This is a genomic window from Nonomuraea africana (assembly GCF_014873535.1).
GTDB lineage: Bacteria > Actinomycetota > Actinomycetes > Streptosporangiales > Streptosporangiaceae > Nonomuraea > Nonomuraea africana.
Genome location: NZ_JADBEF010000001.1, coordinates 5,979,929 through 6,006,318 on the forward strand (window position 1 = coordinate 5,979,929; position 26,390 = coordinate 6,006,318).

Sequence of the window (26,390 nt, forward strand, 5' to 3'; positions counted from 1 at the left end):
TGGCATGGCCAAGGTTCTGGAGCGACCGATCACAGAGATGCCGACCATGCAGGAAAGCTACAAGCGCGCCTGTGAGCTGTTCCCCGGCTACCGCGTTGAGCTCGTCAACGGCCGGATCGTGGTGAACGACGTGCCCACTGGAGATCACAACGACATCATCTCGAACCTGCTGATGCAGATCATCAGCGTGGTAGCGGCCAATGGCTGGAAGCTATGGACCAACATCAAACTCTTCCTCGGCCCTCAAGCTGATCGCTACATCCCCGATCTGACCATCGTCCCTCGCAATCCGCGCATGTGGGGAGACGACGAGGTCTATGGCGACGACACTCATCTCGTCGTCGAAGTGGTCTCGCCCTCCAGCGGACACGACGACCACGCCATCAAGCCTCGCGAGTACGCCAGGGCGGGCGTCCCGCTGTACCTGCTGATCGACCCCGCGCAGGACCTCGCCGTCCTCTTCAGCCTCCCAGCCGAGAAGGGCTACCAGCAGAAGACGCAGGTCGACCTCGGCAAGGCCCTCGACCTCCCCGCCCCCTGGGACCTCTCCCTCGACACCGCCAAGCTCATCGAGTCCTGACCCCCGAAGGTCTTCCGCCTTCCCCGGCATCGTCATGGTCGGGAGAATGCGCGCTGTGCACATCATTCTGGAGACCGAGCGGCTGGTGCTGCGCCGCTTCACCGAGGACGACCTCGAGAACCTGGTCGAGCTCGACAACGACCCCGAGGTCATGCGCTACCTCAACGGCGGCGAGCCGGTGGCCCGCGAGCTGATCAGGGACGTCGCGCTGCCCCGGCTGCTGGCCTACTACGAGCGGCCCGACGGGTTCGGGTTCTGGGCGGCCGAGGAGAAGCTCACCGGTGAGTTCATCGGCTGGTTCCACTTCAGGCCGGGGAGGAACGCCCCTCCCGGCGAGCTCGAGCTGGGCTACCGGCTGCGGAAGGCGGCCTGGGGCAAGGGCTACGGCACCGAGGGCTCACGCGCGCTGATCGACAGGGGCTTCACCGAACAGGGCGTGGAGCGGGTGACGGCGGGCACGCTGGCGGCCAACACGGGGTCGAGGCGGGTCATGGAGAAGTCGGGGCTGAGGCACGTGCGGACGTACTTCGACGACTGGCCTGAGGGCATCGTGCGGTCACCGGAGGGCCTGGTCGAGTACGCGCTGACCAGGGCCGAGTGGGAGGCGGGCAGATCCGGCTTGGCGAGATGAGTCCATGTCCGTCTCACACGTCGAGCCGGAGCAGCGTCGGCCGGCTGTCCTGGGCGCGGCCTACCTGCTGCTCGGGACTGTGGCCGACGCCTGAGGACGTGGTAGCGGCTGACCAGTCCTTCGAGAGCCGCTGATCGGCACGTCGAGACCCGGGTGAGACGAGCACAGCCGCCGTGCCACTCGTGGGCGCAGGGCGCGAAGAACCCTCAGTGCAGGCCCTTTGCGCCCTGGCCGGCCGGCGTCAGGAGATCTTGTGGATCCAGCCGTGGGTGTCGGGGCGGGTGCCGTACTGGATGCCGAGCAGTTCCTCGCGGATCTTGAGGGTCACCGGGCCGGGGGTGCCGTCTCCGACGGTCCAGGCACGGTCGGCGCCCTTCACCGACCCCACGGGCGTCACGACCGCGGCCGTGCCGCAGGCGAAGACCTCGGTGAGCGCGCCCGACTCGCAGCCCTCCTGCCACTCCTCGATCGAGATGCGTCCCTCCTCGGCCTCCAGGCCCAGGTCGGCGGCCATGGAGAGGATGGAGTCGCGGGTGATGCCGGGCAGCAAGGTCCCGGTCAGCGCGGGGGTGACCAGCTTGTTGCCGAAGACGAAGAACAGGTTCATCCCGCCCATCTCCTCGACGTAGCGGTGCTCGTGCGAGTCGAGCCACACCACCTGGTCGCAGCCCTGCTCGACGGCCTCGCGCTGGGCGACGAAGGCGGCGGCGTAGTTGCCGCCGCACTTGGCCGCGCCGGTGCCGCCGGGGGCGGCGCGGGTGTACTCGGTGGACAGCCACACCGACACCGGCTTGACGCCGCCGGTGAAGTAGGAGGCGGCGGGCGAGGCGATGACCATGTACCTGTAGGACTTGGACGGGTAGTTCACGCCCAGCCCGACCTGCGTCGCGATGATGAAGGGCCGCAGGTAGAGGCTGTGCCCCTCGGTCGTGGGCACCCAGTCGCGGTCGGTCTGGGTGAGCAGTTCGAGGGACTCGACGAAGGTGTCCTCGGGCAGTTCGGGCATGGCCATGCGCAGACAGGAGGCGTTGAAGCGGGCCGCGTTCGCGTAGGGCCTGAACGTCACGATCGAACCGCCGGCCTGACGGTAGGCCTTCAGGCCCTCGAACAGCTCCTGTGCGTAGTGGAAGACGGAGGTCGCGGGGTCGAGGACCAACGGCCCGTACGGCTGCAGCCGCGCGTCGTGCCAGCCCTGGCCCTCGGTGTAGTCGATCGAGATCATGTGGTCGGTGAAGACCTGCCCGAACCCCGGGTTCGCCAGTACCTGCTCACGCTCTGCCGCAGTGCGAGCGTGGTCGGAGAGCTGCACATCGAAGCTGAGCTTCTGAGCGGTGGTCATGACGGAAATCCTTCTCTTTTCGCGAGATTTGCCCTGAGTCCATTTTGCGCTGGACCGGGTAACGGGAACCTACAGCAAACGCCTGGCGGTTCTCGCTGGCCGCCAGGCGTTGGTTGAGCACCGGCGGCCGCTTGGCCGCCGGGCTGGGGGTGCACACGACGGTCAGGCGCCGCCGGATACTCGTGCGGTGATGTCGTCACCGATCTCGTGCGTGGTACGGCCGGTCCAGCCGGTCAGACGCTCCACGATGTCGTCGGCGACGGCCTGCTCGACGCGGGCGGCCTCCTCGGCCAGGCCGAGGTGGTCGAGCATCATGGCGACCGACAGGATGGTCGCCGTCGGGTCGGCCTTGCCCTGCCCCGCGATGTCGGGGGCGCTGCCGTGAACCGGCTCGAACATGCTCGGCGCGGTGCGCTCGGGGTTGATGTTGCCGCTCGCCGCCAGTCCGATGCCGCCGGCGATGGCGGCGCCGATGTCGGTGATGATGTCGCCGAAGAGGTTGTCGGTGACGATCACGTCGAAGCGCTCGGGCTGGTTGACGAAGAACATCGAGGCCGCGTCGATGTGCTGGTAGTCGGTGGTGACCTCGGGGAAGTCGGCCGCGACCCTGTTGACCGTGCGCTGCCACAGGTCACCGGCGTAGGTGAGGACGTTGGTCTTGTGGACCAGCGTGAGCTTCTTGCGCGGACGCTCGGCGGCCCTGGCGAAGGCGTAGCGGACCACGCGCTCGACGCCGAAGGCGGTGTTGAGCGACTCCTGGGTGGCGATCTCGTGAGGAGTGCCGCGGCGCAGGACGCCGCCGGCTCCCGCATAGAGGCTCTCGGTGCCCTCGCGGACGACGAGCATGTCGATGTCCCCGGGGAGGGTGTCGGCGAGCGGGGTCTCCACGCCGGGGTAGAGCTTGACCGGACGCAGGTTGACGTAGTGGTCGAGCTCGAAGCGGAGGCGCAGCAGGAGGTCGCGCTCGAGGATGCCGGGCGGCACACTGGGGTCGCCGATCGCGCCGAGCAGGATGGCGTCGTAGCCGCGCAGCTCCTGAAGGACCTCGTCGCTCAGGGTCTCCCCGGTGGCGTGGTAGCGGGTGGCGCCCAGATCGTAGTGAGTAGCATCGATCTTGGCGCCGACCGCCTCCAGGACCTTGAGCCCTTCGGCGACGACCTCGGTGCCGATCCCGTCACCGGGAATGACGGCCAGACGAATGTTGCGCGACTCCATGGCCGGTACCTTACCGGGTCGTCTCGCTGGACGAACACCTGATCTCACCTTCCGGACATCTGGTTTGTCCGTATTGCGGTGGTTTGACCCTTTCGTTAGAGTCCGTTGGGCCTAATCCGTTGCGGCGTTCGCACGGAGCCGGGGACCCACTTCCCCCTGGGGCGAATCGGCGTCCCCACGCCGTAGGGCGGCTTCCACGCCCGAGCCCGTCAGCTAACCCGGTCGGCCACCTGGAAGGACAGTCCCCTGTCTCGCATGGTCACGACCGCGCTCGTTTGCGGTCTTCTCACCACAGGAGCCCTCGTCACGGCCTCCCCCGCCGTCGCCGACACCCCCGGCTCCGACGCCCCCCTCATCCTCGCCCCCGGCCTGGACCTCGGCTCCCGCACCCCCGCGAGCCCCGGCGTCGTCAAGGTCTCGGATCCCGCCAAGGGCACCACCATCACGGGCGCCGACGTCAGGAAGGCGCTCACCAAGCAGCAGCCCACTCCCGCCTGGCGGATCGCCCTCTCGTTCGCGATGGACAAGCGCGGCACGCCGTACGTCTGGGGCGGCACGGGCTCCCGCGGCTACGACTGCTCGGGCCTGATGCTGCGAGCCTACGAGAAGGCGGGCATCGAACTGCCCAGGGTGGCCGCCGACCAGTACCGGGCCTTCTCCCGGAAGATCGCTTGGAACGATCTACGCCCTGGTGACCTGGTCTTCTTCAGCAGCCTCGGTCACGTCGGCATGATCTCCAGACCCGGATACATGGTCCACGCTCCCCGCTCGGGTGACGTGGTGAAGGAGGAGGAGCTCAGCGCCTGGCGCCGGAGGGCGTTCGTCGGCGCCGTCCGTCCCGATCCGAAGGGGGTGGCGATGGCGGCGGAGCAGGCGAAGGCCAGGCAGGAGCCCGCCCCGGCGATGCTGACCGCCACCCTGTAGTCCCACCGTCCCCCCTGCGCCCTGGTCACCACGACAGCACGCAGGGGGGACGCCGCTCTTGGAGGAGCACACCCTCGCGGCCACCCGACCCACCAGAGGGCACGCCAGCGGGGTCACCTGGCGATCGGGGCACTGCGGCGGCCATCAAGGGACGCCCGCCGCTCGACCTTCTGAACGACTGCCGCTTGGGTTCACGGGCACTCGGTCGATCATCGGCTGAGGTGTCGCTGTTCACACGGGGGATATCGCCGTGCTCACCGCGGGGGCGCGGTCAGCGGTGTGAGATCTCCCCGGTGGAGCAGGGGGACCTCCACCGAGGACATCCCGGTTCAGCGAGGGGATGGTGCGCCGCCGTTGTCCCTGCGGTCCAGCGCCGTCTGGACGGCCTCCGCCGCCTCTTCCTCGGTGTCTTCCGCACGGTTCCATGGATACATGTCGTACACGTGGCTCATCTCGTTTCGCGGACGCGATTGGCTCGGACATCGGATCCCGGTCGCGAATCCGACCGGGCCTGAGCTCGTGCGGTCCGGATCACGGACCGGACGAAGGGGACTTAAGGCCGACGCAACGCCGCGCACCGCGACGGGTCGCCGACCTGCCCTAACAGGCCCCGTCGCGGCAGGTAATAAGTACGAGTACCCAGCGCATCTCTACCAAAGTACCTGGCACGATCCATGCTGTCTCGCTGGACGTCCAAACATCTCACGATATGAGACGCCGTTGCGGCGGCGCGGCGGCGCTCCCCGAGGAGCGTCCCCTGGACGGACGGGGGCGGTGAGCGCGGAGGCGCTTAGTGGGGCTTGCCGTACGGGCCGGAAGAACACCCAGCCAAGCACCGAACGCCCGCCAGCGAACCGAACGCCCGGCCACGCACAGAACGACCGTCTGAGGACCACGCGCCAACCGAGAAGGCACGCCACACGGAAGCCTGAAGCGCGGACCACACGGAGACCAAGAAGCCCACACCACGTGAGAAGCGCACGCCACCCGGAAACCAGAAGCCCGTGAGAAGAACGCCACGCGCAAAACAGCGAAACGCCCTCTCGCGGGGCTGCGGGAGGGCGTTTCGCGACAGGTGCCGGGTCAGTCGCTCAGGTCGACCGAACGGCCGCTGTCGGCGCCGATCTCCGTCACGATCTGCTCGATCACGTCGGCCGGGATGGCCGAGTCGACGGTCAGGGCGATCAGCGCCTTGCCGCCCTTGACGTCGCGCGCCACCTGCATCGAGGCGATGTTGATGCCGGTCTCGCCCAGCAGCCTGCCGACGACTCCGACGATGCCGGGACGGTCGGTGTAGGTGAAGAAGGCCAGGTGGTCGGTCGGCTCGATCTCCATCTCGTAGCCGTTGACCTCGACGATCTTGGTGACCTGGCGCGGGCCCGAGAGCGTTCCAGAGACCGAGACGGTACGGCCGTCGGCCAGCACGCCGCGGACGCTGACGACGTTCCTCCAGTCGGGGCTCTCCGAGCTGGTGACCAGCTCGACGGTCAGGCCGCGCTCCTTGGCGAGGAGCGGAGCGTTGACGTAGGTGACCGCGTCCTCGATGACGTCGGTGAAGACGCCCTTGAGGGCGGCCAGCTCCAGCACCCGCACGTCCTGACTGGCGATCTCGCCGCGGACCTCGACGTCGAGCTTGGTGGCGGTCTCACCGGCGAGCGCGGTGAAGACGCGGCCCAGCTTCTCCGCCAGCGGCAGGCCGGGCTTGACCTCCTCGGCGACGGCGCCGCCCTGGACGTTCACCGCGTCGGGCACGAACTCGCCCGCGAGCGCGAGCTTGACGCTGCGCGCGACCTGGGTGCCGGCCTTCTCCTGGGCCTCGTGGGTGGAGGCGCCGAGGTGCGGGGTGACGACGACCTGGTCCAGCTCGAACAGCGGGCTGTCGGTGCAGGGCTCCTTGGCGAAGACGTCGAGCCCCGCGCCGGCGACGCGGCCCTCCTTGATCGCGGAGTAGAGGGCGCCCTCGTCCACGATGCCGCCGCGCGCCACGTTGATGATCCGCACCGACGGCTTGACCTCGTGCAGCTCCTTGTCGCCGATGAGGCCGAGGGTCTCCTTCGACTTCGGCAGGTGCACGGAGATGAAGTCGGCGGTCCTGAGCGCCTCCTCGAGGCTGACCAGCCTGACGCCCATCGCCGCGGCGCGGGCCGGCGGCAGGTAGGGGTCGTAGGCGATCAGCTCGACGCCGAACGGCTGCAGCCGCTGCGCGACCAGCTGGCCGATCTTGCCGAGGCCGAGGATGGCGACGACCTTCTCGTCCAGCTCGACGCCGGTGTACTTGGAGCGCTTCCACTCACCGTTCTTGAGCGCGGCGTGCGCCTGGGCGGTGTTGCGGGCGCTGGCCAGGATGAGCGCTACGGTCTGCTCGGCGGCGCTGGTGATGTTGGAGGTGGGCGCGTTGACGACCATGACGCCGGCCTTGGTGGCGGCCTCGACGTCGACGTTGTCCAAGCCGACGCCCGCGCGGGCGACGACGCGCAGCTTCGGGGCGGCGGCGATGGCCTCGGCGTCCACCTGGGTGGCGGAGCGGACGATGAGCGCGTCCACGTCGGCGAGCGCGGGCAGCAGCTGGGAGCGGTCGGCGCCGTCGGTGTGACGGACCTCGAAGTCCGCACCAAGCACGGCGAGACCGGCTTCCGACAGCTCCTCTGCGACCAGAACGACGGGCTTGTTCACAGGTGGATCCTTAGGGCATGCGACGGGCTGAGGGACACGGCAGCGGGCCCCTCGGATCCCTCTGAGTCTATCGGTGCTTGTGAACGCATTCACGAAGGTCTCAGGATCTGGGCGCGCTACCCAGGAGTCCGGCAACTCATCCCGACCCGAGCCAACTTTGTCTTGATCGGGAGATTTATTCGCTATTAGCCTGATAAGCCGTGGGCTACTACCTATCGTTCACCCTATGAGCATCGGGAACCCCGCTCTCGCCGACGTGCTCGTCCAGCATGGCAGTCCGCACCTGCTGCTGGCCGCACTCGCCGATGGGGGAATCCTGGTGGCCGTGCGCTCTGACCGCTCGGTCGTCCTGGGCACCACCCAGGTCGGCGACCGCGTGCTGCTCGGTTACACCGGCCCCCAGACCTACGCGCGCCACCGGGGTGGCCACTCGCTGTCGGCGTGCGACGCCGACACCATCCTCGACATCCAGCGCGTCACGGGCGTGCGGGAGATCGTGATCGACGCCGCAGGCCCTGCCGCGGCAGCCGTTCCCATCGAGGATCTCCAACGTTTCCTGGCATCCACACGGACGGGACCCCAGCCCGTGCTGTCAGGGGCGATGCCCACGGCGTACGCGACGGGCGCCATGGCCGCGGTCTCGCAGGGGGCGGCGGTGATGCACGGCGCGCCGACGGCGCCGCCACCCGTGCGTTCCGCGCCCGCCGCGCCGCAGTCGTGGATCCCCGCGCCGCGTCCCCATCTGTCGGGCCCCATGCAGCAGGTGGATCCCGGCTACCGCCGCTGCACCCATCCGATCCTGCCCGCGCTGCGTGCGGCGATCGCGTTGCTGCTCGTGGACTACCCGCTGGTCCACCACGTGTGGATCTCTGAGGCGCGCACGACGTCGGGGGCCCCGGGGATCATGCTGCACGTCAAGGTGCACATGTCGGCGGCCGAGGACGTGGTGCGCGACCTGCACCGCGGGGTCCGCGCCAGGCTGCCGCAGCTGGCGGCCAGCGAGGCGCCGATCCTCATGGCGCGGGTGGCGGACGCGCGCAGCGAGCGCAGGATGGTGGAGCTGGGCGCGCACGTCGTGTGCGCCGATGTCACCGACTGAGATCTGGGCCTGCCCGGACGGAGTCCGCTCCGATTCAATGGGTTCATGATCGTCTCCAGGGGCGTGCGCCTCGGTTACGGTGTCGGCTCGTTCTGCACGGCGACCTTCGGCGCCGTGCCAGGACTGCTGCTGCTGTACTACATGACCAACTTCCTGGCCGTGCCCGCGTGGTTCGCCGGGGTCGTGGTCGCCGCGCCCAAGGTCTGGGACCTGGTCGTGAACCCGCTGGTGGGCCGGTGGTCGGACCACACGGTCTCGCGCATGGGCCCGCGCAGGCCGTGGATGCTGGCCGGAGCCTGCACGCTGCCGCTCGCCTTCGCCCTGCTGTTGGCGGGGCCGCCCCTCACCGGCGTCCCCGCCGCGGGGGTGTTCACCGGGCTGTGGACCGCGATCGAGAGCGCGGTCAGCGCGTTCGGCGGGCTGATCTTCGGTGCGGTGCTCACGATGGGTGGGTTCGTGTCATCTGATCCAGGAAGGCCGGTGCTCCAGCCCGATTCCGCGATCACCGCCGTGCTGCTCGGTCAAACCGCCGTGCCCGCATTCATTATTTTTCTTGCCGTGCTCATGACGTTCCGTTACCAATTGACGGCGGACCATGTTCTCCATGACCCGCAACAGCCTTCTACATCAGGCGAGATACGCCCTGCGGCACCCTGACAGAGTCTTCCCCCACGCGCGGCGACTCACCAGGGACCTGTGGTTCAGGCTCCAGGCCCGCGACCACGTGGACTACTACAGGGCTGTGATGCGCTCGGACACCGAGCGCAACCCCGACCGGGCGGTCGGTTCCAAGAGCAGGGAGCGGTGGCTGAAGCTCGGCCAGATGCAGTTCGACTACCTCGTGAAGCACGGACTGCACCCCGAGCACCGGATGCTCGAGATCGGGTGCGGGAACCTGCGGGCGGGGCGGCTGTTCATCGACTACCTCGACGCCGGCCACTACTACGGGATGGACATCTCTCCCGACATCCTGTTCGCCGCCCAGGAGACCCTGTTCGACTTCCGCCTGCAGGACAAGCTCCCGCACCTGACCCCCGTCCGCGACCTCCGCTTCACCTTCCTGCCCGACGAGTACTTCGACGTGGTGCACGCGCACAGCGTCTTCTCCCACTCTCCCCCACGCGTCATCGAGGAGTGCTTCGCGAACGTGGGGCGCGTCATGAAGCCGGGCGGGTGGTTCGACTTCACCTTCGACAGGACGCAGGGCAAGGAGCACCACGTCCTGCGCGAAGACTTCTACTACCGCACGGAGACGCTCGTCGAGATGGCCGAGCGGCACGGTTTCAAGGCCATGTTCATGGACGACTGGGAGCAGCTGCCGCACAAGCAGTCCAAGATGCGCCTGATCAAGTGAGCCTGCGGGTGAGTGGGAGCGCCCGCGTGCGCGCGAACGCTCCCGCCACTAGCGCGGCCAGCAGCGGCAACCCGATGACGATCGCGCCCACCAGTGACCAGGGCACCGCGACCGTCGCGCCAGCGGCCGGCTCGGCCATCCGCTGTGAGACGAACATCGGGTAGTCGCCGAACTTCGACGTCATCACCCAGGCGAGCGCCACGCCTGGGACCGCGCCCGCGACCGCGCCGACCAGCGCGCCGAGACCCGCGATGTATCCGGCCTGTCCCGCGACGACCAGCCGTCCTGTGCTGGACGGCGCGCCGACCGCCGCGATCGTCGCCAGGTCCGGCCGCAGGTCGGCGGCGGCCAGCGCGGTGGCCACGAACGTGCCGCCGAGCACCAGGACCAGTGCGCCGCCCATCAGCACGAGCAGCACGATCGCGAGGTCCCTCTGGAAGCCGTCCTCCAGGGAGACGGCGACGTCCGCGCTGACCACCGCGAGATCCTTCTGGAGCAGCGCCACGTCCTTGGGCTGGTGCCGCGCGTAGACCACGCGCTCCTCGAGCGCGAAACCCTTCGCCCGCACCGCGGCGGGCGGGAGCAGGACGCCGCCCATCCGGGGGTCGGCCGCCTTCGCCACAACCGCGGGCACCTTGAACACCTTGCCATCAGCGGATGTGCCGGAGGCGAAGTGGACGGAGAGCCTGCCGTCCCGCACCATCGAGGGGTCGAAGACCACCGCCTTCCCCTCCGCGAGCGCGGTGGCCGCCCCGGGATCGCGCCGGCCCTGCACCAGCTCGAGCAGCCGCTGGTCGCCGACGAGCAGCCCGTAGAGCATCGGGCCGCACGACGGGCACGCGAACGAGCGATCGGGCACCAGGACGACCAAGTCGCCGTTGGCGTCGACCGGCTGCATCCCTTCGACCAGCCTGACACCGGGCAGCCGCTCCTGCGCGGCCTGGCGGATCTTCGTCCATGTCGCGTCGTCCGCCCGGCGCGCGCTGACCGTCAACGTGCCGATCGGCGTCTCGGACCGAAAGGAGTCATGGGCCTGGACGTACTGGCTGTTGAATCCGATACCGACCGTGACCGCGCCGGCCGTCGCAGCCATCACGGCGGCCACGGCCGAGGCCGTACGCATCCGGTGGCGGACCGCGTCGCGCACGCCCAGCCGGGGTGCCAGCGGCAGCCGTACGGCCAGCCGCCCGGTCAGCGTGACCAGTGAGGGCACCAGCGCCACCAGGCCGAGCAGCCCGAGCGCGGCGGCGGCGAAGACCCACGCCTCGTGGGTTCTCGAGGCGTACAACGTCGCGGCCACGCCCGCGACCAACAACACCAGCCCGAGCACGGGCCGCCCCGACCCGCCCCGGGCCGTGCCCGAGCGTCCGGCCAGGACGGCGGCGGTGTCCTGCCGCCCCGCCAGCACGGCGGGCACCAGGGCCGCCACCACCCCGCTGACCAGCCCGAGCGCCATCACGCCGAGCACCGGCCACCACGGCACCTCGGGCGGCCCCACCGACCCCGAGAGCAACGGGACCAGCAGCAGCCCGCCGGCGACGCCGACGACGGCGGCCACCAGGGCCGCGGCCCCGCCCAGCAGGAGCCCGTCGGCCAGCACGATCGCCCGCAGCTGCGCCTTCGACCCGCCCTGCGCGGCGATCACCGCCAGCTCCGTCGCACGCCGCCGCAGGCCGATCGCGAAGGCGGGCCCCGCCAGCAGAACCGTCTCCATCACCACCATGAACACCGCGACAGCGATGCCCACCACCGCAGTGGTCCCCAGCGCCATCGCGGGCTCGCGGTCGAGGCTGGCCGCGGACAGGCCGACCAGCCCCACCTCGTTGAGGCGCTGGGTGTCCGCCCACGTCGGGGGCGCAGGGGTGTCGGCGAGCCAGCCGGTGCCGTGCCCATCGCGCTTGTCCATCATCAGGACGCCGCGGAAGCCGACGACCTCCACGTGCTCCGAGTTGAACGGGTACTCGACCACGCCGACCACCCGCACCCTGCGCTCGGCGCGGGTGACCTCGATCGTGTCGCCGAGTCCGCGTCCCAATGCCGGGGTCACCACCACCTCGTCGGGAGCCGCTGGATAGCGGCCCTCGATCAGCGGTCGCATGCCCCTGGTCAGCGGATCTCTCAGGTCGATCTCCATGGCGCTGACGTGGTCGTAGCCGCGGTCGGCCCTGACGTCCACGCTGCCCTCGTCGAAGCCGATCAGCCTGGAGCCGGGCTGGAGCCTGGCCGCCACCTCGGCCGCGGTGGTGGGCGCGGCGTTCGCCGGCCGTCCGCTCTCCTCGGTGCCCGGCACGCCGATGTCGCCGTACTGCTCGGCCACCCTGTCGTACTCGGTCGTCATGACTCGCAGGTCGGCCGCGCCCAGCTTCCTGACGATCCCCTCACGGAGGGTCACGTCGGCCGTCGCCGCGAAGGTGAACACCCCAGTGATCACTAACACCGGCAGGCCGATCATCACCATGATCAGCGCGGTGCGCCCCTTGGCCCTCCGGGCATCGCGGCGGGAGATCCGCAGCAGCGCTCTCATCCGACGCTCACCACCGGCGCGGTCGAGTCGACGATCTGCCCGTCCCGCAGGAACACCACCCTGTCCGCCCATCCGGCGTAGCGCGATTCGTGAGTGACGAGCAGCACCGCCGCTCCCGCCTCGCAGCGGCTTCTGAGCAGCTCGAGGATCTCGTCGCCGGTCGGCGTGTCCAGCGCGCCGGTCGGCTCGTCGGCCAGGATCAGTCTCCGCTCGCCCACCAGCGACCTGGCGATCGCCACCCGCTGGCGCTGTCCGCCCGAGATCTCGTCGGGGAACCTGTCGGCGATTGCCGCGAGGCCCACCTCCTCGAGGACGGCCAGCGCCTCAGCCCTCGCCTCACGCGCCCGCACGCCGTCCAGCTCGCGGGGCAGCATGACGTTCTCCGCCGCGGTCAGCGAGGGGATCAGGTTGAGGTCCTGGAAGACGTAGCCGACGCTCCTGCGCCGCAGCGCGGCCAGGTCCTTGACCGTCGACAGGTCCACGCCCTCGACGGTCACGCCGCCGCGCGAGGGCCGGTCGAGACCGCCGGCGAGGTTGAGCAGCGTGGACTTGCCCGACCCCGAGGGGCCCATGACCGCCACCAGCTCCCCCGCCCGCACGTCGAGACTGACCCCCCGCAGAGCGTGGACGGCCGCCTCACCCTCGCCGTGGACCCGCACCACGTCCGTGAGCGTCACCACACTCGTCATTCCGTTGCCTCCTTGAGTACGGCCTCGCAGTGGTCGAGCCAGCGCTGCTCGGCCTCCGCCTGAAAGATCATGGAATCCAGCACGAGGCGCTGCGCGGCGCCATCGGTCTCGGTGCGCTTGGCCTTGGTCAGCTGCTGCAGGGCGCGCATCGTGGCGGTCCGCTGCCGCTGGATGATCGCGCCGACGTCGACGTCCTTCGCCGCGACGGCCATGGCCAGCTTGATGACCAACTCGTCCCTCGGCCGGTCGGACTGGGCGACGGGGGTGCTGAACCATCGCGCCAACTCCGCCCGACCGGCCTCGGTGATCGTGTAGCCGACCCTGCCCTGCTCGTCCTGCTCCCCCGAGGAGACCAGGCCGTCGCGCTCCATGCGGGAGAGCGTCGTGTAGACCTGGCCGATGTTCAGCGGCCAGGTCGCCCCCGTTGACGTCTCGAACTCGGCTCGCAGCTGGTAGCCGTACCTGGAGCCCTGGCTGAGCAAGGCCAGCAGGCTCTGTCTGATCGACATGAATACTCAGTATGCATACTCAGTATGCTCCGATCAAGGGATCCGCGAATTCTGGACAGGAAACGCCGTTCGGGCCGATACTCAGGGACATGAGCTCGACGCAACCCCCATTTCGTGCTTCCGATGGGGAACGTGATCGCGCCATCGACGAGCTCCGCGACCGCGCCGTCGAGGGGCGCCTGTCCCATGACACGTTCGTGGGCCGGGTCGACCAGGCACTGCGCGCGCGCAGCCGCTACGAGCTCGACGATCTGGTCGCCGACCTGCCGCCGCGCAACACCTTCCGCCAGCGGCTGACCGACATGGTCGCCTCCGTCTCGGAGTTCACCACCCGCGTACAGTCGGCGTGGCGCAAGCCCCGGCTGCCCAGGCTCGCACTGCCCAACGACAGCAGGCTCAGGTACGTCGTGGGGCGCGGCTCGGCCTGCGACCTGGTGCTGGCCGACCTGACCGTCTCGCGGGTCCACGCCGAGCTGCGCAAGGAGGACGACGGGTCCTGGATGCTGGTCGACCTCGGCTCGCTGAACGGCACCAGGCTGAACGGCTGGCGCCTGGTCGGGCCCGCCCGCGTCCGCTCGGGTGACGAGATCTCGTTCGGTGACGTGGGATTCCTGGTCTCCTCCAGCGCGGCGCCCGCCTCCTGACCTCGGCCGCCGTCCTTCTCGACGGGCGGCTTTGGAACGCTCCAGGCCGCCGCCAGGGAAAGATACGGATATTTGCGGATTGCGGGGAGGGGTGCGCGCTCCCATGATCCCTCCGAGACCTCGTACGCACCCTGGAGCCTCCATGCGTCGCACACCAGCCTCATTAGTCGCGGGCGCGCTCGTCGTCGCCCTCGCGTGGGCGTCAAGTCCTGTCTCCCCCGCCATCGCCGCCGACCCCTCCCCCGGCGTCGCCGACCTGACCCAGGACCTCAACCAGATCCTCAGCGACTCGCGCCTGACGATCGCCAGAGCGGGCGTCGTGGTGAAGAGCGCGGCCACCGGCGAGGAGATCTACTCCGTCGACTCCGGCAAGCTCATGACCCCGGCGTCCAACGCCAAGCTGTTCACCTCCGCCGCCGCGGCCGAGGTGCTCGGCCTCGACTACCGCTTCACCACCAGCGCGCTGGCCGCCGGCCGTACGGCGGGGTCGTTCCTGCGGGGTGACCTGGTGCTGCGCGGCACCGGCGACCCGACCATGCTCGCCACCGACTACGACGCGCTGGCGGCGGCCGTCGCCGCCAAGGGCGTCAAGGTCGTCACGGGCCGGCTGGTCACCGACGACAGCTGGTTCGACTCGGTACGCCTCGGCCAGGACTGGGCCTGGGACGACGAGACCGCCTACTACGCCGCGCAGATCTCCGCGCTGACCGCCTCGCCCGACAGGGACTACGACGCGGGCACGGTGATCGTCTCGGTGGCCGCCGACGGGGACAAGGTCAAGGTCACGACCACTCCCGAGACCGACCACCTGAAGATCGTCAACAACGCGACCGTCGGCGCGTCGACCGACGTGCTCATCGAGCGCCAGCACGGCACCAACACCGTGCTGATCACCGGCACCGTCGCGAGCCCCTACAGCGAGTGGGTGGCCGTCGACGACCCCACCCGCTACGCCGCCTCGCTGTTCCGCAAGGCGCTGACCGCCCACGGCGTCAAGGTTCTCGGCCCCACCGTCTCGGGCGCCCCCGAGGGCGCGAGCGAGCTGGCCAAGCACGAGTCCATGCCGCTGAGCGAGCTGCTGGTGCCGTTCATGAAGCTCAGCAACAACATGCACGCCGAGATCCTCACCAAGGCCATGGGCCGTAAGGTCGCCGGCCAGGGCACCTGGGCCGCGGGACTCAAGGCCACCTCCGACTTCGCCAAGGCGAACGGGGTGCAGATCCTGAACCTGCGCGACGGCTCGGGCCTGTCCCGCCGCGACGGCGTCACCGCGGGCTCGATCGCCCAGCTGCTGCTGTCGGTGCGGAGTAAGCCCTGGTTCACGACCTGGTACAACGCCCTGCCCGTCGCCGGCGACGCCGACCGCTTCACCGGCGGCACGCTGCGCAACCGCATGCGCGGCACCCCCGCCGCCGGCAACGTCCACGCCAAGACGGGCTCGCTGACCAGCGTCACGTCCCTGTCCGGCTATGTCACCAGCGCCGAGGGGGAGCCGCTGGTCTTCTCCATCATGCTCAACCAGTACCTGTCCGGCTCTCCCAAGGACATCGAGGACAAGATCGCGGTACGGCTGGCGAAGTTCAGCCGCACCGCGCCCGACACCGCCGCCCAGCTCAGGAGCGACGGCCCCGCCGCCACCGAAGGGGGCGACCTGGAGTGCTCGTGGCGCAAGCCCGTCCACTGCTAGCCGCCTGACCCGCGCACGTTCACGGCCCGCCCGGTCTCAAGGGCGGGCCGTCCGCGTTCCAGGGGGCATGTCTCGTTTGGTGATTTTTCAGGGGTAGTGCCGGCGTGCCACGCAGTCACGGATCGCCCTGGTCCACTCGGCCAGCGCGGGGTCGGACGCGGTCGCCTCGTGCAGGTTCCGCCACAGCTCCGCCCTGGTCCAGCGGGCGAACCAGCGGTGCGCCGTGGGCACCGTCACGCCGAAGGAGTGCGGCAGGTGCTGCCAGGCGCAGCCGCTCGTCACGACGTAGACGACCGCCACCATGACCTGGCGCGCGTCGGCCGCGGCGCGTCCCCCGCCCTGGGGACGTGGCCGCTGTCCTGGCATGAGCGTGCTGGCCACCGCCCACATCTCGTCCGGGACCAGCCGCTGAGCGAGCGCCTCCATGCCGGTGATCCTCTCGCACGTGCCCTGACCTGCCAAATGAGACATAGGCCGATGTGCGGAGACGAGGTTCTCGGGGTTAGCGTCGGCCCCTCACCGACGAAGGGAGAAGATCCATGAGGATCCTCGTGACCGGTGCGACGGGCACGGTCGGCCGCGTCGTGGTCGACCGGCTGCTGGAGGCGGGACACCGGGTGCGCGCGCTGACCAGGAACCCGGCCACCTCCGGGCTGCCGGGCGGCGCCGAGGTCGTGGCGGGCGACCTCACCGTCCCCTCCAGCCTGGACGGCGTGCTCGACGGCGTGGAGCGGGCCTACCTCCTGGCCGGCGCGCTCGACCCCGGCCAGGCCGCCGAGCAGGCCCAGGCCTTCGTGAAGCAGGCGGCCGAGGCGGGCGTCGACCGCGTCGTCGACATGTCGACCGCCGCCGTGACCGTGCGGCGGCCCGGCAGCTACGAGATGTTCCACGACGTGGAGGAGGTCATCGAGGCGTCGGGCCTGGTCTGGACGCACGTGCGGCCCGGCGAGTTCGCCGGCAACAAGCTCGACATGTGGGGCGAGTCCATCCGCGCCGAGGGCATGGTGCGCAGCGCCTTCCCCGACGCGCTGGGGGTGCCGATCCACGAGGCCGACATCGCCGAGGTGATCGTGGCCGCGCTCCTGGAGGGCGGCCACGCGGGACACGCGTACACGCTGAGCGGGCCCGAGGCGCTCACTCACCGCCAGCAGGCGGACGCCATCGGCGAGGGGCTGGGCAGGCGGCTGCGCTTCGAGCCGCTGACGTACGGGCAGGCGCGAGCGGCCTACATCAGGGCGGGCTTTCCCATGGAGATCGCGGAGTACGTCCTCGGCTACCAGGCGGAGTACGCGGAGGAGCCGCCGGTCGTCACGCCGGACGTCGAACGGGTGCTCGGCAGGCCGGGCCGCACCCTGTCCCGCTGGGCCGCCGACCACGCGACCGACCTGACGTGATCCGTGGGGCGCCTCCATCCCGGAGTCGCCCCACCTCTCCAGACAGGTCGCCTCCATCCCTCCCCCCACCGAGCGGTCACGTCTTCGGCGCCTTCTTCCGACGACAGCCCCTCCGCCGCTGGAGGGTCTCGGCCACGAACTGCTTCCCCGGTCAGCGTTGGCCCAGGTCACCCGGTCCACCCTCGATCACACCACTCGACAGGGCACCACCAACCAGGCGGGCACCCCGAGCCCCCCGAGCCACCGTTCCGCGTGACCCGCTCGGAGCCTCCCCCCACGCCTTCGTGGTCCCTTCCTCGCGCCGTTTCATGTGGCCCCCGCCCTTTGGCGCACCCCTCCACGCACCCCACCTCGCGTGGCCTTCCGTAGCGGTGGCCGGACACGGGCGCTCGAGGATGCGTATCCCTCGAAGGAGGCCGGCCACGTGCCGAGGGTGGCGCTGGGGCGGCTTGCCGTACACGCAGAGACCACGGATCCTCCGGAAACGGTGGGGGTGGACGCGCAGGTGGGGGTGGTGGTTTACCTGGGGTTGGAGGGAAGATTATTACAAAAGGGACACATGAAACCCAAGATTTAGTTGGTTTTCTCTCGACATGACCGTTGTGTGCGGACCAGAATGCGTCCTCGAACCAGCGTCTAACCCCCAACGGAGGACATCGTGCGCAGACAGCTCCAGGCACTCGCCTGCCTCGGAAGTCTGGCGGCATTGAGCACTCCGGTCACCGCCGCCCACGCGGAGACCCAGCAGGACTCCTGTCGCGTCGTAGCGGCCAAGCCCTACCTCGACACCACCGGCACGGTCAGAGGCGGCGCCACGCGGGCGGGCTGCGACGACGAGGCGCGGCTGCGCGTCCGCATCATCCAGCTGCGTCCTGGCCCCGACCGCCTGGTCAAGAGCGGTTCCAAGCTCGTCACCAACGGCGACGTCGTGGCCGGGGTCCGGTGCACCGACGTGCCGCGGCGCCTCTACGTGACCGCGACCGACTACCGGGGCAACCTGCACCGCTCCGGCGTGGTCGCCCTCTCCTGCGACACCGCCCCCACTCCGACCCCCACCGACTCCCCCACCGCGACTCCGACGCCGTCCACCAGCCCCTCGCCGTCCCCCTCGGGCTCGCCCTCCGGTGGCTCGGCCGTGGAGGAGGAGGTCGTCAAGCTGACCAACGAGGCGCGCGCCACCGGCGGGTGCAAGCCGCTGACGCACGACCCGAAGCTGCACACCGCCGCCGAGGGCCACTCGGCGGACATGGCCGCCAAGGGCTACTTCGACCACACCTCCCCCGACGGCCGTAGCCCGGGCGACCGCATCAAGACCTCCGGCTTCTCTCCCATCAGCGCGTGGGGCGAGAACATCGCCAAGGGCCAGCGCACCGCGGCCGAGGTGGTGCGCGGCTGGCTGAACAGCCCTGGGCACAAGGCCAACATCATGAACTGCAACTACACCCACATCGGGGTGGGCCACGCCGACAAGGGCCCGGTCTGGACCCAGGTCTTCGCCCGCCACTGACCCTGACCCGCGTCGGGTACCCCCAACCACCCCACCCGGCGCTCCCCGCGGGCCCGTCCCCGCCTCCCCCTCCGCACAGGGAGCCGCAGGACGGGCCCGCCCCACAAACCGCCCGGCAAGGTACGGCGAGCATCAGATCGCCGCACCTGAGCGACGCCCCTCAACGTCTCTCACCACGCTCCAAGGGCGAGGAGACCCCGAACGAGCCGCCGCCGTGGTCACCTCAGCCGGCGTATCAGCTGTGCCAGGAGGGCGAAGGGGGGCCTGACCACCACGCCCGGACAGAGCACGGACAACTGCATGCCTGAGCGACGACCTGCAGTGAGCCGTTGAGCAGCCCGGTGGTCAGTCCTTGCCCGTGGTCGCCCACCCCGCTGGCGTCGGCGACCATCAGCGCGGAGACTCTGAGCACGAGAGCCCGGCCACCTGCAACGCCGCTGGTCTCTCAGCCGATCGGGGTGTCCATGATGGTCTTGATCTGTTGGGGTGTCAGCGCGGCGCGGTAGGCACGGACCTCGTCGATGACCGTGCCGTTGAGGGAGTTCCGTCCCTCGCCGCCCATCCCCAGCTGAGCGGTACCCCACAGGCCGCCGTCATCGGGGAGGCACCAGCGGAGCTCTCCATCGATGTAGAAGCAGAGGGTCTGGTGGCCGGCGTCGAAGGTGGCCGCCAGATGAACCCACTTGTCGGTGGGCAGTGCCCGGGGTCCGGTCAGCAGTTCGTATCCGTGCGTGGCGGCGGGCTTGTCGAAGAACCTGTTATGAGCTTGCAGGCTGAGGTCGGTCTGGGTCTCAGTGGCCCAGAGCGATATCGCGCGCTGATCGTCACCGTTCTGCTGCGGCTTCACCCATGCGGCGATGGTCGCGTTGCCGAAGGACGGCAGGGCGGTGACGCGGACGCTCGACCCCGCCCAGAAGGCCAGCCCCTTGCCGTGCTTCCCCGGCACCCAGAACGGGTTGGTCACCGTGGCCGGGTAGTAGACGTCGGGCTTGGCGTTGGCCACCGTCGTCCCGCTGCCCTCGTTGAGTCCGTACGCGGCGACCAGCTCCGACCGCAGGTCCGGAGGCGCGGAGATGTACGCCTCCACGGCCGGTGAGGGCTCGCTGACATGGGCGGCCGTGTCCACGGCCACGGTCCGGTAGAAGTAGTTCCCTGATGCGGGCACGTCGTCGGCGTACCGCCAGACCGTCGGGGCCAGCTTCGCGACAAGTGTCTCGGCGGAAGGCGTGAAGCCGGGCCGCTTCGAGCGATGGACCTGAACCTCGGTGACGCCTCTTTCGTCACTGGCGCCACTGAGCCCGAGCCATGCCCAGCCGGTGCGTGGCTGGACGGTAACGTCGGGCGCCGTCGGCGGGCAGTCGGGCCTGGTGATCTCGGCGGAGACCGCCTCGGAGGCGTGACCGGGCTGAGGAAGCGTGTCCAGCGCCACGACACGGTAGAAGTACGTGCCCCGTTCGACGCAGCCCTCGGTGTACGTGAGCCCGGTCACTGTGGCGACCCTGGTCTGGTCCGTGGGCACGAAATCCGCGTTCCACGAGCTGTGGATCTCGTATCCGGTGATGCCGTGGTCGTCCGTGGCCGCCTCCCACGACAACCGGGCGGTGCCGGAGCTGTCGTCGACCGTGAGACCGCCGGGAGCCGCAGCACGTGAGTCCGGCGCGACGGCCGTGACCATGTCCCGCTGGATCTCCTCGTCCGTCAGGGCACGCCGGTAGAGCCGGACCTCGTCGACTCTGCCCTCGTGGCAGCGGGCATACCCGTCGCCGCCTATCACCAGGGGCCCGCTGCCGAAGTCGACGGCGCCGGTCACCGGCACCGATTCACCCTCGTAGCCGTCTCCCAGGATCCGGAGCCTCGTCCCGTCGTAGACCACGGCGAGATGGATCCACGTCTCCGGGGTCAGCCACAGGGCCCCGCCATACGCTTTCCCGCCGATCCGCACCTGCCAGCCGTTGGACCCGAGTTTGAAGGACGGGTCCTGGTCCTCGAAGACCTTGGAGACACCGCACGATGAGTCGTTGTTCGGGGGCCGCACCCACGCCTCGAGCGTCATCGCCGATGACGTCCGCAGCCCGGGAGCGTCGGGGACGACCACCGTCCTGTCCACGTCGAGGTCGTAATGATCGAAGTGAAGCGTCTTCCCGATCTTGCCGGAAACCCACAGCGGGTCGCGGACCGTTCCGTCGTGGCCGTTGCCGGACTGGTCGCGAACCGTATTCCCCGAACCTTCGTCCATCCCGTATGCGGCGACCAGACCGGTGTCCCCCTGCGCTGGGGCAGCGGTCAGCGTTGCCGCCAGCATGATCAGCCCGATAGCAGCACGAAATAAACCCTGCAATGCACATCCCCTTGTGTCGTGACCGCTGGCCTGCGGCCGCTCCCCACAAACTCGTTATAGCGACACTACATAATGATTCTTATAGTGTCACCACAAAAAGATTCGGAAGGGCTCCCTACACTGCCACCGGCTGGGCGCCGCCCCTGGCGAACTCCGCGAGGAAGTCCGCCCGGTCGAGCGTCTGCCGGCACCGCGCGGTGATGCGATCGACATCGCCCCGTTCGGCCACCGGCAGCGGCCTGCCCACCGACGCGCGGGCCGCCGCGGCGGCGCCCAGCAGCCGCGCCGCCCCTCGATGATCGCCCGACAGCGACACGGCTCCCGCCATCCCCTCCAGTGCGAGCGCCTGCGCCCGCGGATCGGCGGTCGCCACCGCGTGGGCGTATCCCTCGCGGTGCAGCGACAGCGCCTGCTCGGCGTCGCCGCGCAGTTCGGCGATGAAGCCCAGCTCGGCCAGCAGGAGGGCGGCCCCCGACTCGCCCTCCATCTTCGTGATCCAGTCGAGCCACGTGCGCAGGTGCCGCTCCGCCACCTCGAGCCTGCCCTGCCGCCGCGCGCTGAGCGCCAGGCCGATCGCGGCGAACTGCTCGGCGTAGGGGTGCGCGTGCTCGACCGCCAGCCGCCTGGCCCGTTCGTGCAGCTCGTCGGCCCTGGCGTAGTCGCCCGCCAGCAGCGCGAGCCGGCCCAGCCCCGACATGCTGCGCGAGACCTCGAACCACAGCTCGAGCTCCTCGGCCATCGCCAGCGCCCGCCGGTGCAGGCCGGCGGCCCTGTCGTAGTCGCCGTCGATCTCGGCCAGCATGGCCAGCGGCTCGACCGCCTGGAGCACGCCCCAGTGGTCGCCCAGCTCCTCGAAGAGCCTGAGGCTGCGCCCGCCCTCCCGTTCGACGGCGGCGAAGTCGCCTCTGATCGTGGACTGAAAGGCCCTGGCGGTCAGCGCGGCCGCAGTGCCCCACCGGTCGCCGAGCGTCTCGAACGTGGCCAGCGACCGGTTGAGCAGCTCGGCGCTGGCCGACAGCTCGCCCTGGCCCCACTGGATGAAGCCGAGCAGCCACTGCGCCGTCGCCAGCCGCACGGGGTCGCCATCGGCTTCGAGCACCGCGAGCGCGTTCCTGGCCAGGCCCGAGACGTCTTCGCAGCCGCCCAGGCGCAGGGTGAGCCCCGCGTACCAGATCTCGGCCGTCGCCCTGATGCTCGGGTTGGCCTCGCCCGGCACCGACAGTGCCGTGGCCAGCGCCCTGCGGCCCTCGTCGAAGCGGCAGCGCAGCATGAGGTGCCAGGCCATGGCGCTGGCCAGGCGCAGCGCCGTGTCGGCGGCACCCTGGTGGGCGGCGGTGTCGAGGGCGGTGCGGACGTTGGCGCTCTCGGCGTCGAGCATGGCCAGCCACCGTGACTGGCCGGCCACCCGCAGGTCGGCCCGCTCGGCGAGGGCGAGGTAGTGGTCGGCGTGGCGCAGCTTCACGCAGTCGAGCTCGCCCGCCTCGCCGAGCCGTTCGACGCAGTAGGCGGCCACCGACTCGAGCAGACGGTAGCGGATGCCGCTCACCCCCGCGACGGCCACCACCAGGGAGCGGTCGACCAGCCTGGCCAGCAGGTCGAGCACGTCGGCAGGGCGCACGCCCTCGCCCGAGCAGACCGCCTCCGCCGCCTCGAGCGTGCAGCCGTCGGCATGGACGGCCAGGCGGCGCAGGACGACGCGCTCGTCGTCGGTCAGCAGCTCCCAGCTCCAGTCGATCATCGCGCGCAGCGTCTGCTGCCTGGCCGGGGCGTCACGCCTGCCCCCGGCCAGCAGGCGGAACCTGTCGTCGAGGCGCTCGGCGAGCTGGGCCGGGCTGAGCACCCGCATGCGGGAGGCCGCCAGCTCGATCGCCAGCGGGATGCCGTCGAGCCGCCTGCAGATGGCGGCGACCGCCTCGGCGTTGCCGTCGTCGAGCGTGAAACCGGGCGCGGCGGCGCTCGCCCGCGCGGCGAAGAGCCGGACCGCGCTGGAGGCGGTGGGCTCACCGGCGCGATCGGGCAGGTCGAGTGGCTGGACGGCGAACAGCACCTCGCCCTCGATGGCCAGCGCCTCCTGGCTGGTGGCCAGGACCCGCAGCGAGGGGGCAGCGCGTAGCAACAACTCGGCGACCGCGGCCACCTGCTCGACCACGTGCTCGCAGTTGTCGAGCACCAGCAGCATCCGCTTGTCGCGCAGCACCTCGACCAGCCGCTCGGGCGCGCCCGCGCCCCTCTTGCCCGCCGCCCTGTCGTCGCGGACGCCCACGACCGCGGCGATGGCGTCGACCACGCAACCCGCCGAGGGATGGGCGGCCAGCTCCACCAGGTAAACACCGTCGGGGCCGACGCCGTCGAGCCCCGACGCCGCCTCGAGCGCCAGCCTGGTCTTGCCGACCCCGCCGGGGCCCGTGAGCGTCACCAGGCGATGGGCGGCGACGAGCGAGCGCACCTCGGCCGCCGCCGCCTCCCTGCCGATCAGGCCGGTCATCGGCACGGGCAGGTTGGTGCGCGCCCTGGCGGGCACGGGGGCCAGGGCGGGGTCCTGCTCCAGGATGGCCCGGTGCAGCGCGACCAGGTCGGGGCCCGGGTCGACGCCGAGCTCGTCGCGCAGCAGGTCGCGCAGGTCGGTGTAGCTGTCGAGCGCCTCGCTCTGCCGCCCCGCCCCGTAGAGGGCGCGCAGGTGCACCGCGCGCAGCCGCTCGCGCAGCGGATGGGCGGCCACGAGATCGGCCAGCTCGGCCGCCAGCTGCCCGTGCTGCCCGAGCTCGAGCCTGGCCTCGGCGTGCTCCTCCAGCGCCACGAGCCGCTGCTCGGCCAGCCTCGCGATCATCGGCCTGGCGAACTCCTCGTCGGCGAAGTCGGCGAACGGCGCGCCCCGCCACAGCCCGAGCGCGTCGGCCAGCAGCGCCGACCGCACCGCGGGGTCGTCGCTCTCACGCGCCCGCGCGGTCAGCGCCCCGAACCTGTCGGCGTCGAGCGCGCCGGGATCCATCCGCAGCACGTAGCCGGCGGGGCCGAAGGCCAGCCGCTCCCTGCCGCCGGGCTCGGCCTCCTCCAGCACCCGGCGCAGCTGCGACACCTTGACCCGCAGCGCCGCCGCGGGCTTGCCCGGCGGCGCCTCACCCCACAGGTCCTCGATGAGGCGGTCGGCGGAGACCGGCCGCCCCGCGTGGGCGAGCAGGTCGGCCAGCAGCGCGCGCACCTTCGCCTCGGGTATACGCAGCGAGCGCCCCTCCGTCGACCAGACCGCCAGCGGGCCGAGCACCCCGAATCGCATGTCGCTCAAGCTAACAAAGGCCTCCGACAATTTCGCCGCCACCGTAAGCGCCCCCAAATCCATCCATAACCACCCGTCAGCAGAGTGCTGGCCATGAGTAAGAACACCGAGGCCGGGGTCACCGGTGGCACGCGCGGCGCCGTTGCCGTGCCCACCGGCACGACATGGTCCGGGGAGTGGTCATGACCGCCGCCACCAGGAGCCGGTGGGCGCTGCCCGTCCTGCTCGTCGCCGCCTTCGTCACCACGCTCGACTTCTTCGTCGCCAACGTCGCCCTGCCCGCCATCCGCGCCGACCTGGGCGCGGGCGAGTCCTCGACCCAGCTGGTGATCGCGGGCTACGGGCTGGCGTACGCGGCGGGCGTCATCATCGCCGGACGGCTCGGCGACATCCACGGGCCGCGCAGGGTCTTCGTCGTCGGCCTCGCCCTGTTCACGCTCGCCTCCGCGGCCTGCGGGCTGGCGCCGGGCCCTGGGTTCCTCGTGACGGCGCGGGTGCTGCAGGGCTGCGCGGCGGCCCTCATGGCGCCGCAGGTGCTGACCCTGCTCACGGCCCTCTACCCCGGCGCCGCTCGGGCCAGGGCCTTCGGCTGGTACGGCACGGCGGTCGGCCTCGCCGGGGTGGGCGGTCAGGCGATCGGCGGCGCCGTCGTCGCGCTCGACGTGGCGGGGCTCGGATGGCGGGCGTGCTTTCTCGTCAACGTCCCGATCGGCCTGCTCGCCCTGGCCGTCGTCCACCGCCTCGTCCCCGACGCGGGAAGAACCCCACAGCCCGCGGAAAGCTCACCACAGGCCTCGGGAAGGACCTCGCAGCCCACAGGCCAGTCGCCACAGACCTCGGGAAGGAGCCCGAAGCCCACAGGCCCGTCGCCACAGGTCTCAGGAAGGACCCCGCAACCGACGGGAAGGACGTCACAGCTACCGCAGCCCGAGGGAAGGGCGCCACAGGTCACGGGAGGGGAGTTGGGAAGGGCGTCTCGGGAGGGGGCGCGTCCTGGGGGCAGGCTCGATGTCATGAGCGCCGCCATGCTCGCCGCCGCGCTGGTGGCGGTCGTGTTCCCGCTCGCCCACGGCAGGGAGGCGGGCTGGCCCGCGTGGGCGTGGGCCTCGCTCGTGGCCGCGGTCCCGCTGACGGCGGCGTTCGTCGCCAGGCAGCGGCGGCTGGCCGAGCCCCTTCTCGACCTGGACCTCTTCCGCCAGCGCAGGTTCGTCACCGGCCTGGCCGCCGTGGCGCTGCTGTTCGGCGGCTCGTCAGGGCTGTCGTTCCTGCTGGCCCTCTACCTCCAGGACGGCAGGGGGCTCGGCCCGCTCGCCGCGGGCGCGGTGTTCACGGCCGTCAACGCGGGGTTCCTGGCCGCCTCGTTCGGCGCCCGTCGCGGCACGGGTGACCGGCCGGGCAGGCGGCTCCCGGTCGCGGGCGCGCTGGCGCTGGCGGCGGGGCTGCTCTGGACCTTCCAGGCGGTGGGCGGCGCGCCCGGCGCCCTGGTGCCCGGGCTGCTGCTGGCCGGCGCGGGGATGGGGTTGGTGATGTCGCCGCTGATGTCGATGGTCCTGGCCTCGGTACGGCAGGCGCACGCGGGAGCGGCGGCGGGCGTGCTCGGCACGGTGCAGGAGGTCGGCGGCGTGCTGGGCGTCACGGCCGTGGGGCCGCTCGTCTTCGGCGTGCTCGACGCCGCCGGCGACTGGACGGGCGCGGCGCGGGCCGGGCTCGCGGTGCTGGTCGTCGCCGCACTGGCCGCCTCGGTGCTGATCTGTCGGCTGGTGGAGACGGGCGCGGTCCGTGACGGCGAGCGACCCCGCGCGCCCGAGGAGCGTCCCCTGGACGGAGGCCGGCCGGTGACCACGGAGGCGGCCGGCACGGCTTGCCGTACGGACGAGAGGACGGAGAGCCGGGCGACCTGCCGCACGGACGACAGGACGGAGAGCGGCGCGGACCTGGTTGACGCGACCTGGTGACCGCAGGAGAAACAGGTGGCGCGGACCCGGTGAACGCGGGTTAGTGACCGCCGG

General features: G+C 70.8%; 20 protein-coding genes and 1 riboswitch. Of the genes, 11 read left to right on the plus strand and 9 right to left on the minus strand.

The genetic code is table 11. The annotated features are described in order from the left end of the window. The first annotated feature begins 4 nt into the window (after positions 1–4). Both H4W81_RS28425 and H4W81_RS28430 read left to right on the plus strand, forming a co-directional pair. Positions 5–580, plus strand: coding sequence for a Uma2 family endonuclease (locus H4W81_RS28425; protein WP_192777625.1), 576 nt, complete (start codon positions 5–7; stop codon positions 578–580). Between the two features lie 55 nt (positions 581–635). Then, positions 636–1,211, plus strand: a complete 576-nt coding sequence (locus tag H4W81_RS28430) for a GNAT family N-acetyltransferase (protein WP_192777626.1) — start codon at positions 636–638, stop codon at positions 1,209–1,211. 241 nt (positions 1,212–1,452) lie between these two features. Here H4W81_RS28430 and H4W81_RS28435 read toward each other — a convergent pair whose 3' ends face one another. After that, a complete protein-coding gene (locus H4W81_RS28435; RefSeq protein WP_192777627.1) occupies positions 1,453–2,550 on the minus strand; it encodes a branched-chain amino acid aminotransferase in 1,098 nt (365 codons plus the stop codon). A gap of 162 nt (positions 2,551–2,712) precedes the next feature. Further along, complete coding sequence (locus H4W81_RS28440; protein ID WP_192777628.1) at positions 2,713–3,765, minus strand: 3-isopropylmalate dehydrogenase; 1,053 nt, start codon at positions 3,763–3,765, stop codon at positions 2,713–2,715. Between the two features lie 98 nt (positions 3,766–3,863). Next, a riboswitch (cyclic di-AMP (ydaO/yuaA leader) is annotated at positions 3,864–4,008 on the plus strand. A gap of 12 nt (positions 4,009–4,020) precedes the next feature. Between H4W81_RS28440 and H4W81_RS47670 the strand changes: the two genes are divergently transcribed. Then, positions 4,021–4,689: a C40 family peptidase gene (locus tag H4W81_RS47670; RefSeq protein ID WP_225958828.1), complete on the plus strand. Its 669-nt coding sequence runs from the start codon at positions 4,021–4,023 to the stop codon at positions 4,687–4,689. Between the two features lie 1,083 nt (positions 4,690–5,772). On the opposite strand, the gene serA is transcribed toward H4W81_RS47670, so the two are convergent. Next, the gene (gene serA / locus H4W81_RS28450; protein WP_192777629.1) at positions 5,773–7,362 is read right to left on the minus strand and encodes a phosphoglycerate dehydrogenase; all 1,590 of its coding nucleotides are present in this window, start codon (positions 7,360–7,362) and stop codon (positions 5,773–5,775) included. A 226-nt stretch (positions 7,363–7,588) separates the two neighbouring features. On the opposite strand from serA, the gene H4W81_RS28455 reads away from it, so the two are divergent. The 3 genes from H4W81_RS28455 to H4W81_RS28465 are packed head-to-tail and all read left to right on the plus strand — an operon-like array spanning position 7,589 to position 9,815. Next, positions 7,589–8,461, plus strand: a complete 873-nt coding sequence (locus H4W81_RS28455; protein WP_192777630.1) for a hypothetical protein — start codon at positions 7,589–7,591, stop codon at positions 8,459–8,461. A gap of 45 nt (positions 8,462–8,506) precedes the next feature. Next, complete coding sequence (locus tag H4W81_RS49500) at positions 8,507–9,118, plus strand: MFS transporter (protein ID WP_192777631.1); 612 nt, start codon at positions 8,507–8,509, stop codon at positions 9,116–9,118. Next, entirely contained in the window at positions 9,066–9,815 is a 750-nt protein-coding gene (locus H4W81_RS28465) for a class I SAM-dependent DNA methyltransferase (RefSeq protein ID WP_397126464.1), read from the plus strand. Before H4W81_RS49500 ends, H4W81_RS28465 begins: the two co-directional genes overlap by 53 nt. On the opposite strand, the gene H4W81_RS28470 is transcribed toward H4W81_RS28465, so the two are convergent. Genes H4W81_RS28470 through H4W81_RS28480 form a run of 3 tightly spaced genes read right to left on the minus strand, consistent with a single transcriptional unit; the run spans position 9,808 to position 13,537 of the window. After that, complete coding sequence (locus H4W81_RS28470; protein WP_192777633.1) at positions 9,808–12,339, minus strand: FtsX-like permease family protein; 2,532 nt, start codon at positions 12,337–12,339, stop codon at positions 9,808–9,810. The two genes, H4W81_RS28465 and H4W81_RS28470, sit on opposite strands and share 8 nt — an antisense overlap. Further along, positions 12,336–13,028: an ABC transporter ATP-binding protein gene (locus H4W81_RS28475; RefSeq protein ID WP_192777634.1), complete on the minus strand. Its 693-nt coding sequence runs from the start codon at positions 13,026–13,028 to the stop codon at positions 12,336–12,338. The genes H4W81_RS28470 and H4W81_RS28475 overlap by 4 nt, the downstream gene beginning before the upstream one ends. After that, positions 13,025–13,537 carry a PadR family transcriptional regulator gene (locus H4W81_RS28480; protein ID WP_192777635.1) on the minus strand — a complete coding sequence of 171 codons (513 nt, stop codon included), beginning with the start codon at positions 13,535–13,537 and terminating at the stop codon, positions 13,025–13,027. The genes H4W81_RS28475 and H4W81_RS28480 overlap by 4 nt, the downstream gene beginning before the upstream one ends. An 89-nt stretch (positions 13,538–13,626) precedes the next feature. On the opposite strand from H4W81_RS28480, the gene H4W81_RS28485 reads away from it, so the two are divergent. Together H4W81_RS28485 and dacB are read left to right on the plus strand one after the other, a co-directional pair. Continuing rightward, positions 13,627–14,181: a DUF1707 and FHA domain-containing protein gene (locus H4W81_RS28485; protein WP_192777636.1), complete on the plus strand. Its 555-nt coding sequence runs from the start codon at positions 13,627–13,629 to the stop codon at positions 14,179–14,181. Between the two features lie 142 nt (positions 14,182–14,323). Beyond that, the gene (gene dacB, locus H4W81_RS28490; protein WP_192777637.1) at positions 14,324–15,868 is read left to right on the plus strand and encodes a D-alanyl-D-alanine carboxypeptidase/D-alanyl-D-alanine endopeptidase; all 1,545 of its coding nucleotides are present in this window, start codon (positions 14,324–14,326) and stop codon (positions 15,866–15,868) included. 87 nt (positions 15,869–15,955) lie between these two features. Here the strand turns inward: dacB and H4W81_RS28495 are convergent, their stop codons facing one another. Next, on the minus strand, positions 15,956–16,294 hold the full coding sequence (locus tag H4W81_RS28495) for a transposase (protein ID WP_192777638.1): 339 nt from the start codon (positions 16,292–16,294) through the stop codon (positions 15,956–15,958). Positions 16,295–16,407: 113 nt separating this feature from the next. On the opposite strand from H4W81_RS28495, the gene H4W81_RS28500 reads away from it, so the two are divergent. After that, positions 16,408–17,262 carry an NAD(P)H-binding protein gene (locus tag H4W81_RS28500; RefSeq protein ID WP_192777639.1) on the plus strand — a complete coding sequence of 285 codons (855 nt, stop codon included), beginning with the start codon at positions 16,408–16,410 and terminating at the stop codon, positions 17,260–17,262. 658 nt (positions 17,263–17,920) lie between these two features. Further along, positions 17,921–18,769 (plus strand): CAP domain-containing protein, encoded by an 849-nt coding sequence (locus tag H4W81_RS28505; protein ID WP_318782008.1) that lies wholly within the window; start codon positions 17,921–17,923, stop codon positions 18,767–18,769. A gap of 445 nt (positions 18,770–19,214) precedes the next feature. Here H4W81_RS28505 and H4W81_RS28510 read toward each other — a convergent pair whose 3' ends face one another. After that, a complete protein-coding gene (locus tag H4W81_RS28510; protein WP_192777640.1) occupies positions 19,215–21,071 on the minus strand; it encodes a LamG-like jellyroll fold domain-containing protein in 1,857 nt (618 codons plus the stop codon). Between the two features lie 151 nt (positions 21,072–21,222). After that, positions 21,223–24,381 (minus strand): ATP-binding protein, encoded by a 3,159-nt coding sequence (locus H4W81_RS28515; protein WP_192777641.1) that lies wholly within the window; start codon positions 24,379–24,381, stop codon positions 21,223–21,225. Between the two features lie 182 nt (positions 24,382–24,563). Here H4W81_RS28515 and H4W81_RS28520 point away from each other — a divergent pair, with 182 nt between their 5' ends. Further along, the gene (locus H4W81_RS28520) at positions 24,564–26,336 is read left to right on the plus strand and encodes an MFS transporter (RefSeq protein ID WP_192777642.1); all 1,773 of its coding nucleotides are present in this window, start codon (positions 24,564–24,566) and stop codon (positions 26,334–26,336) included. Positions 26,337–26,390: the final 54 nt, after the last annotated feature.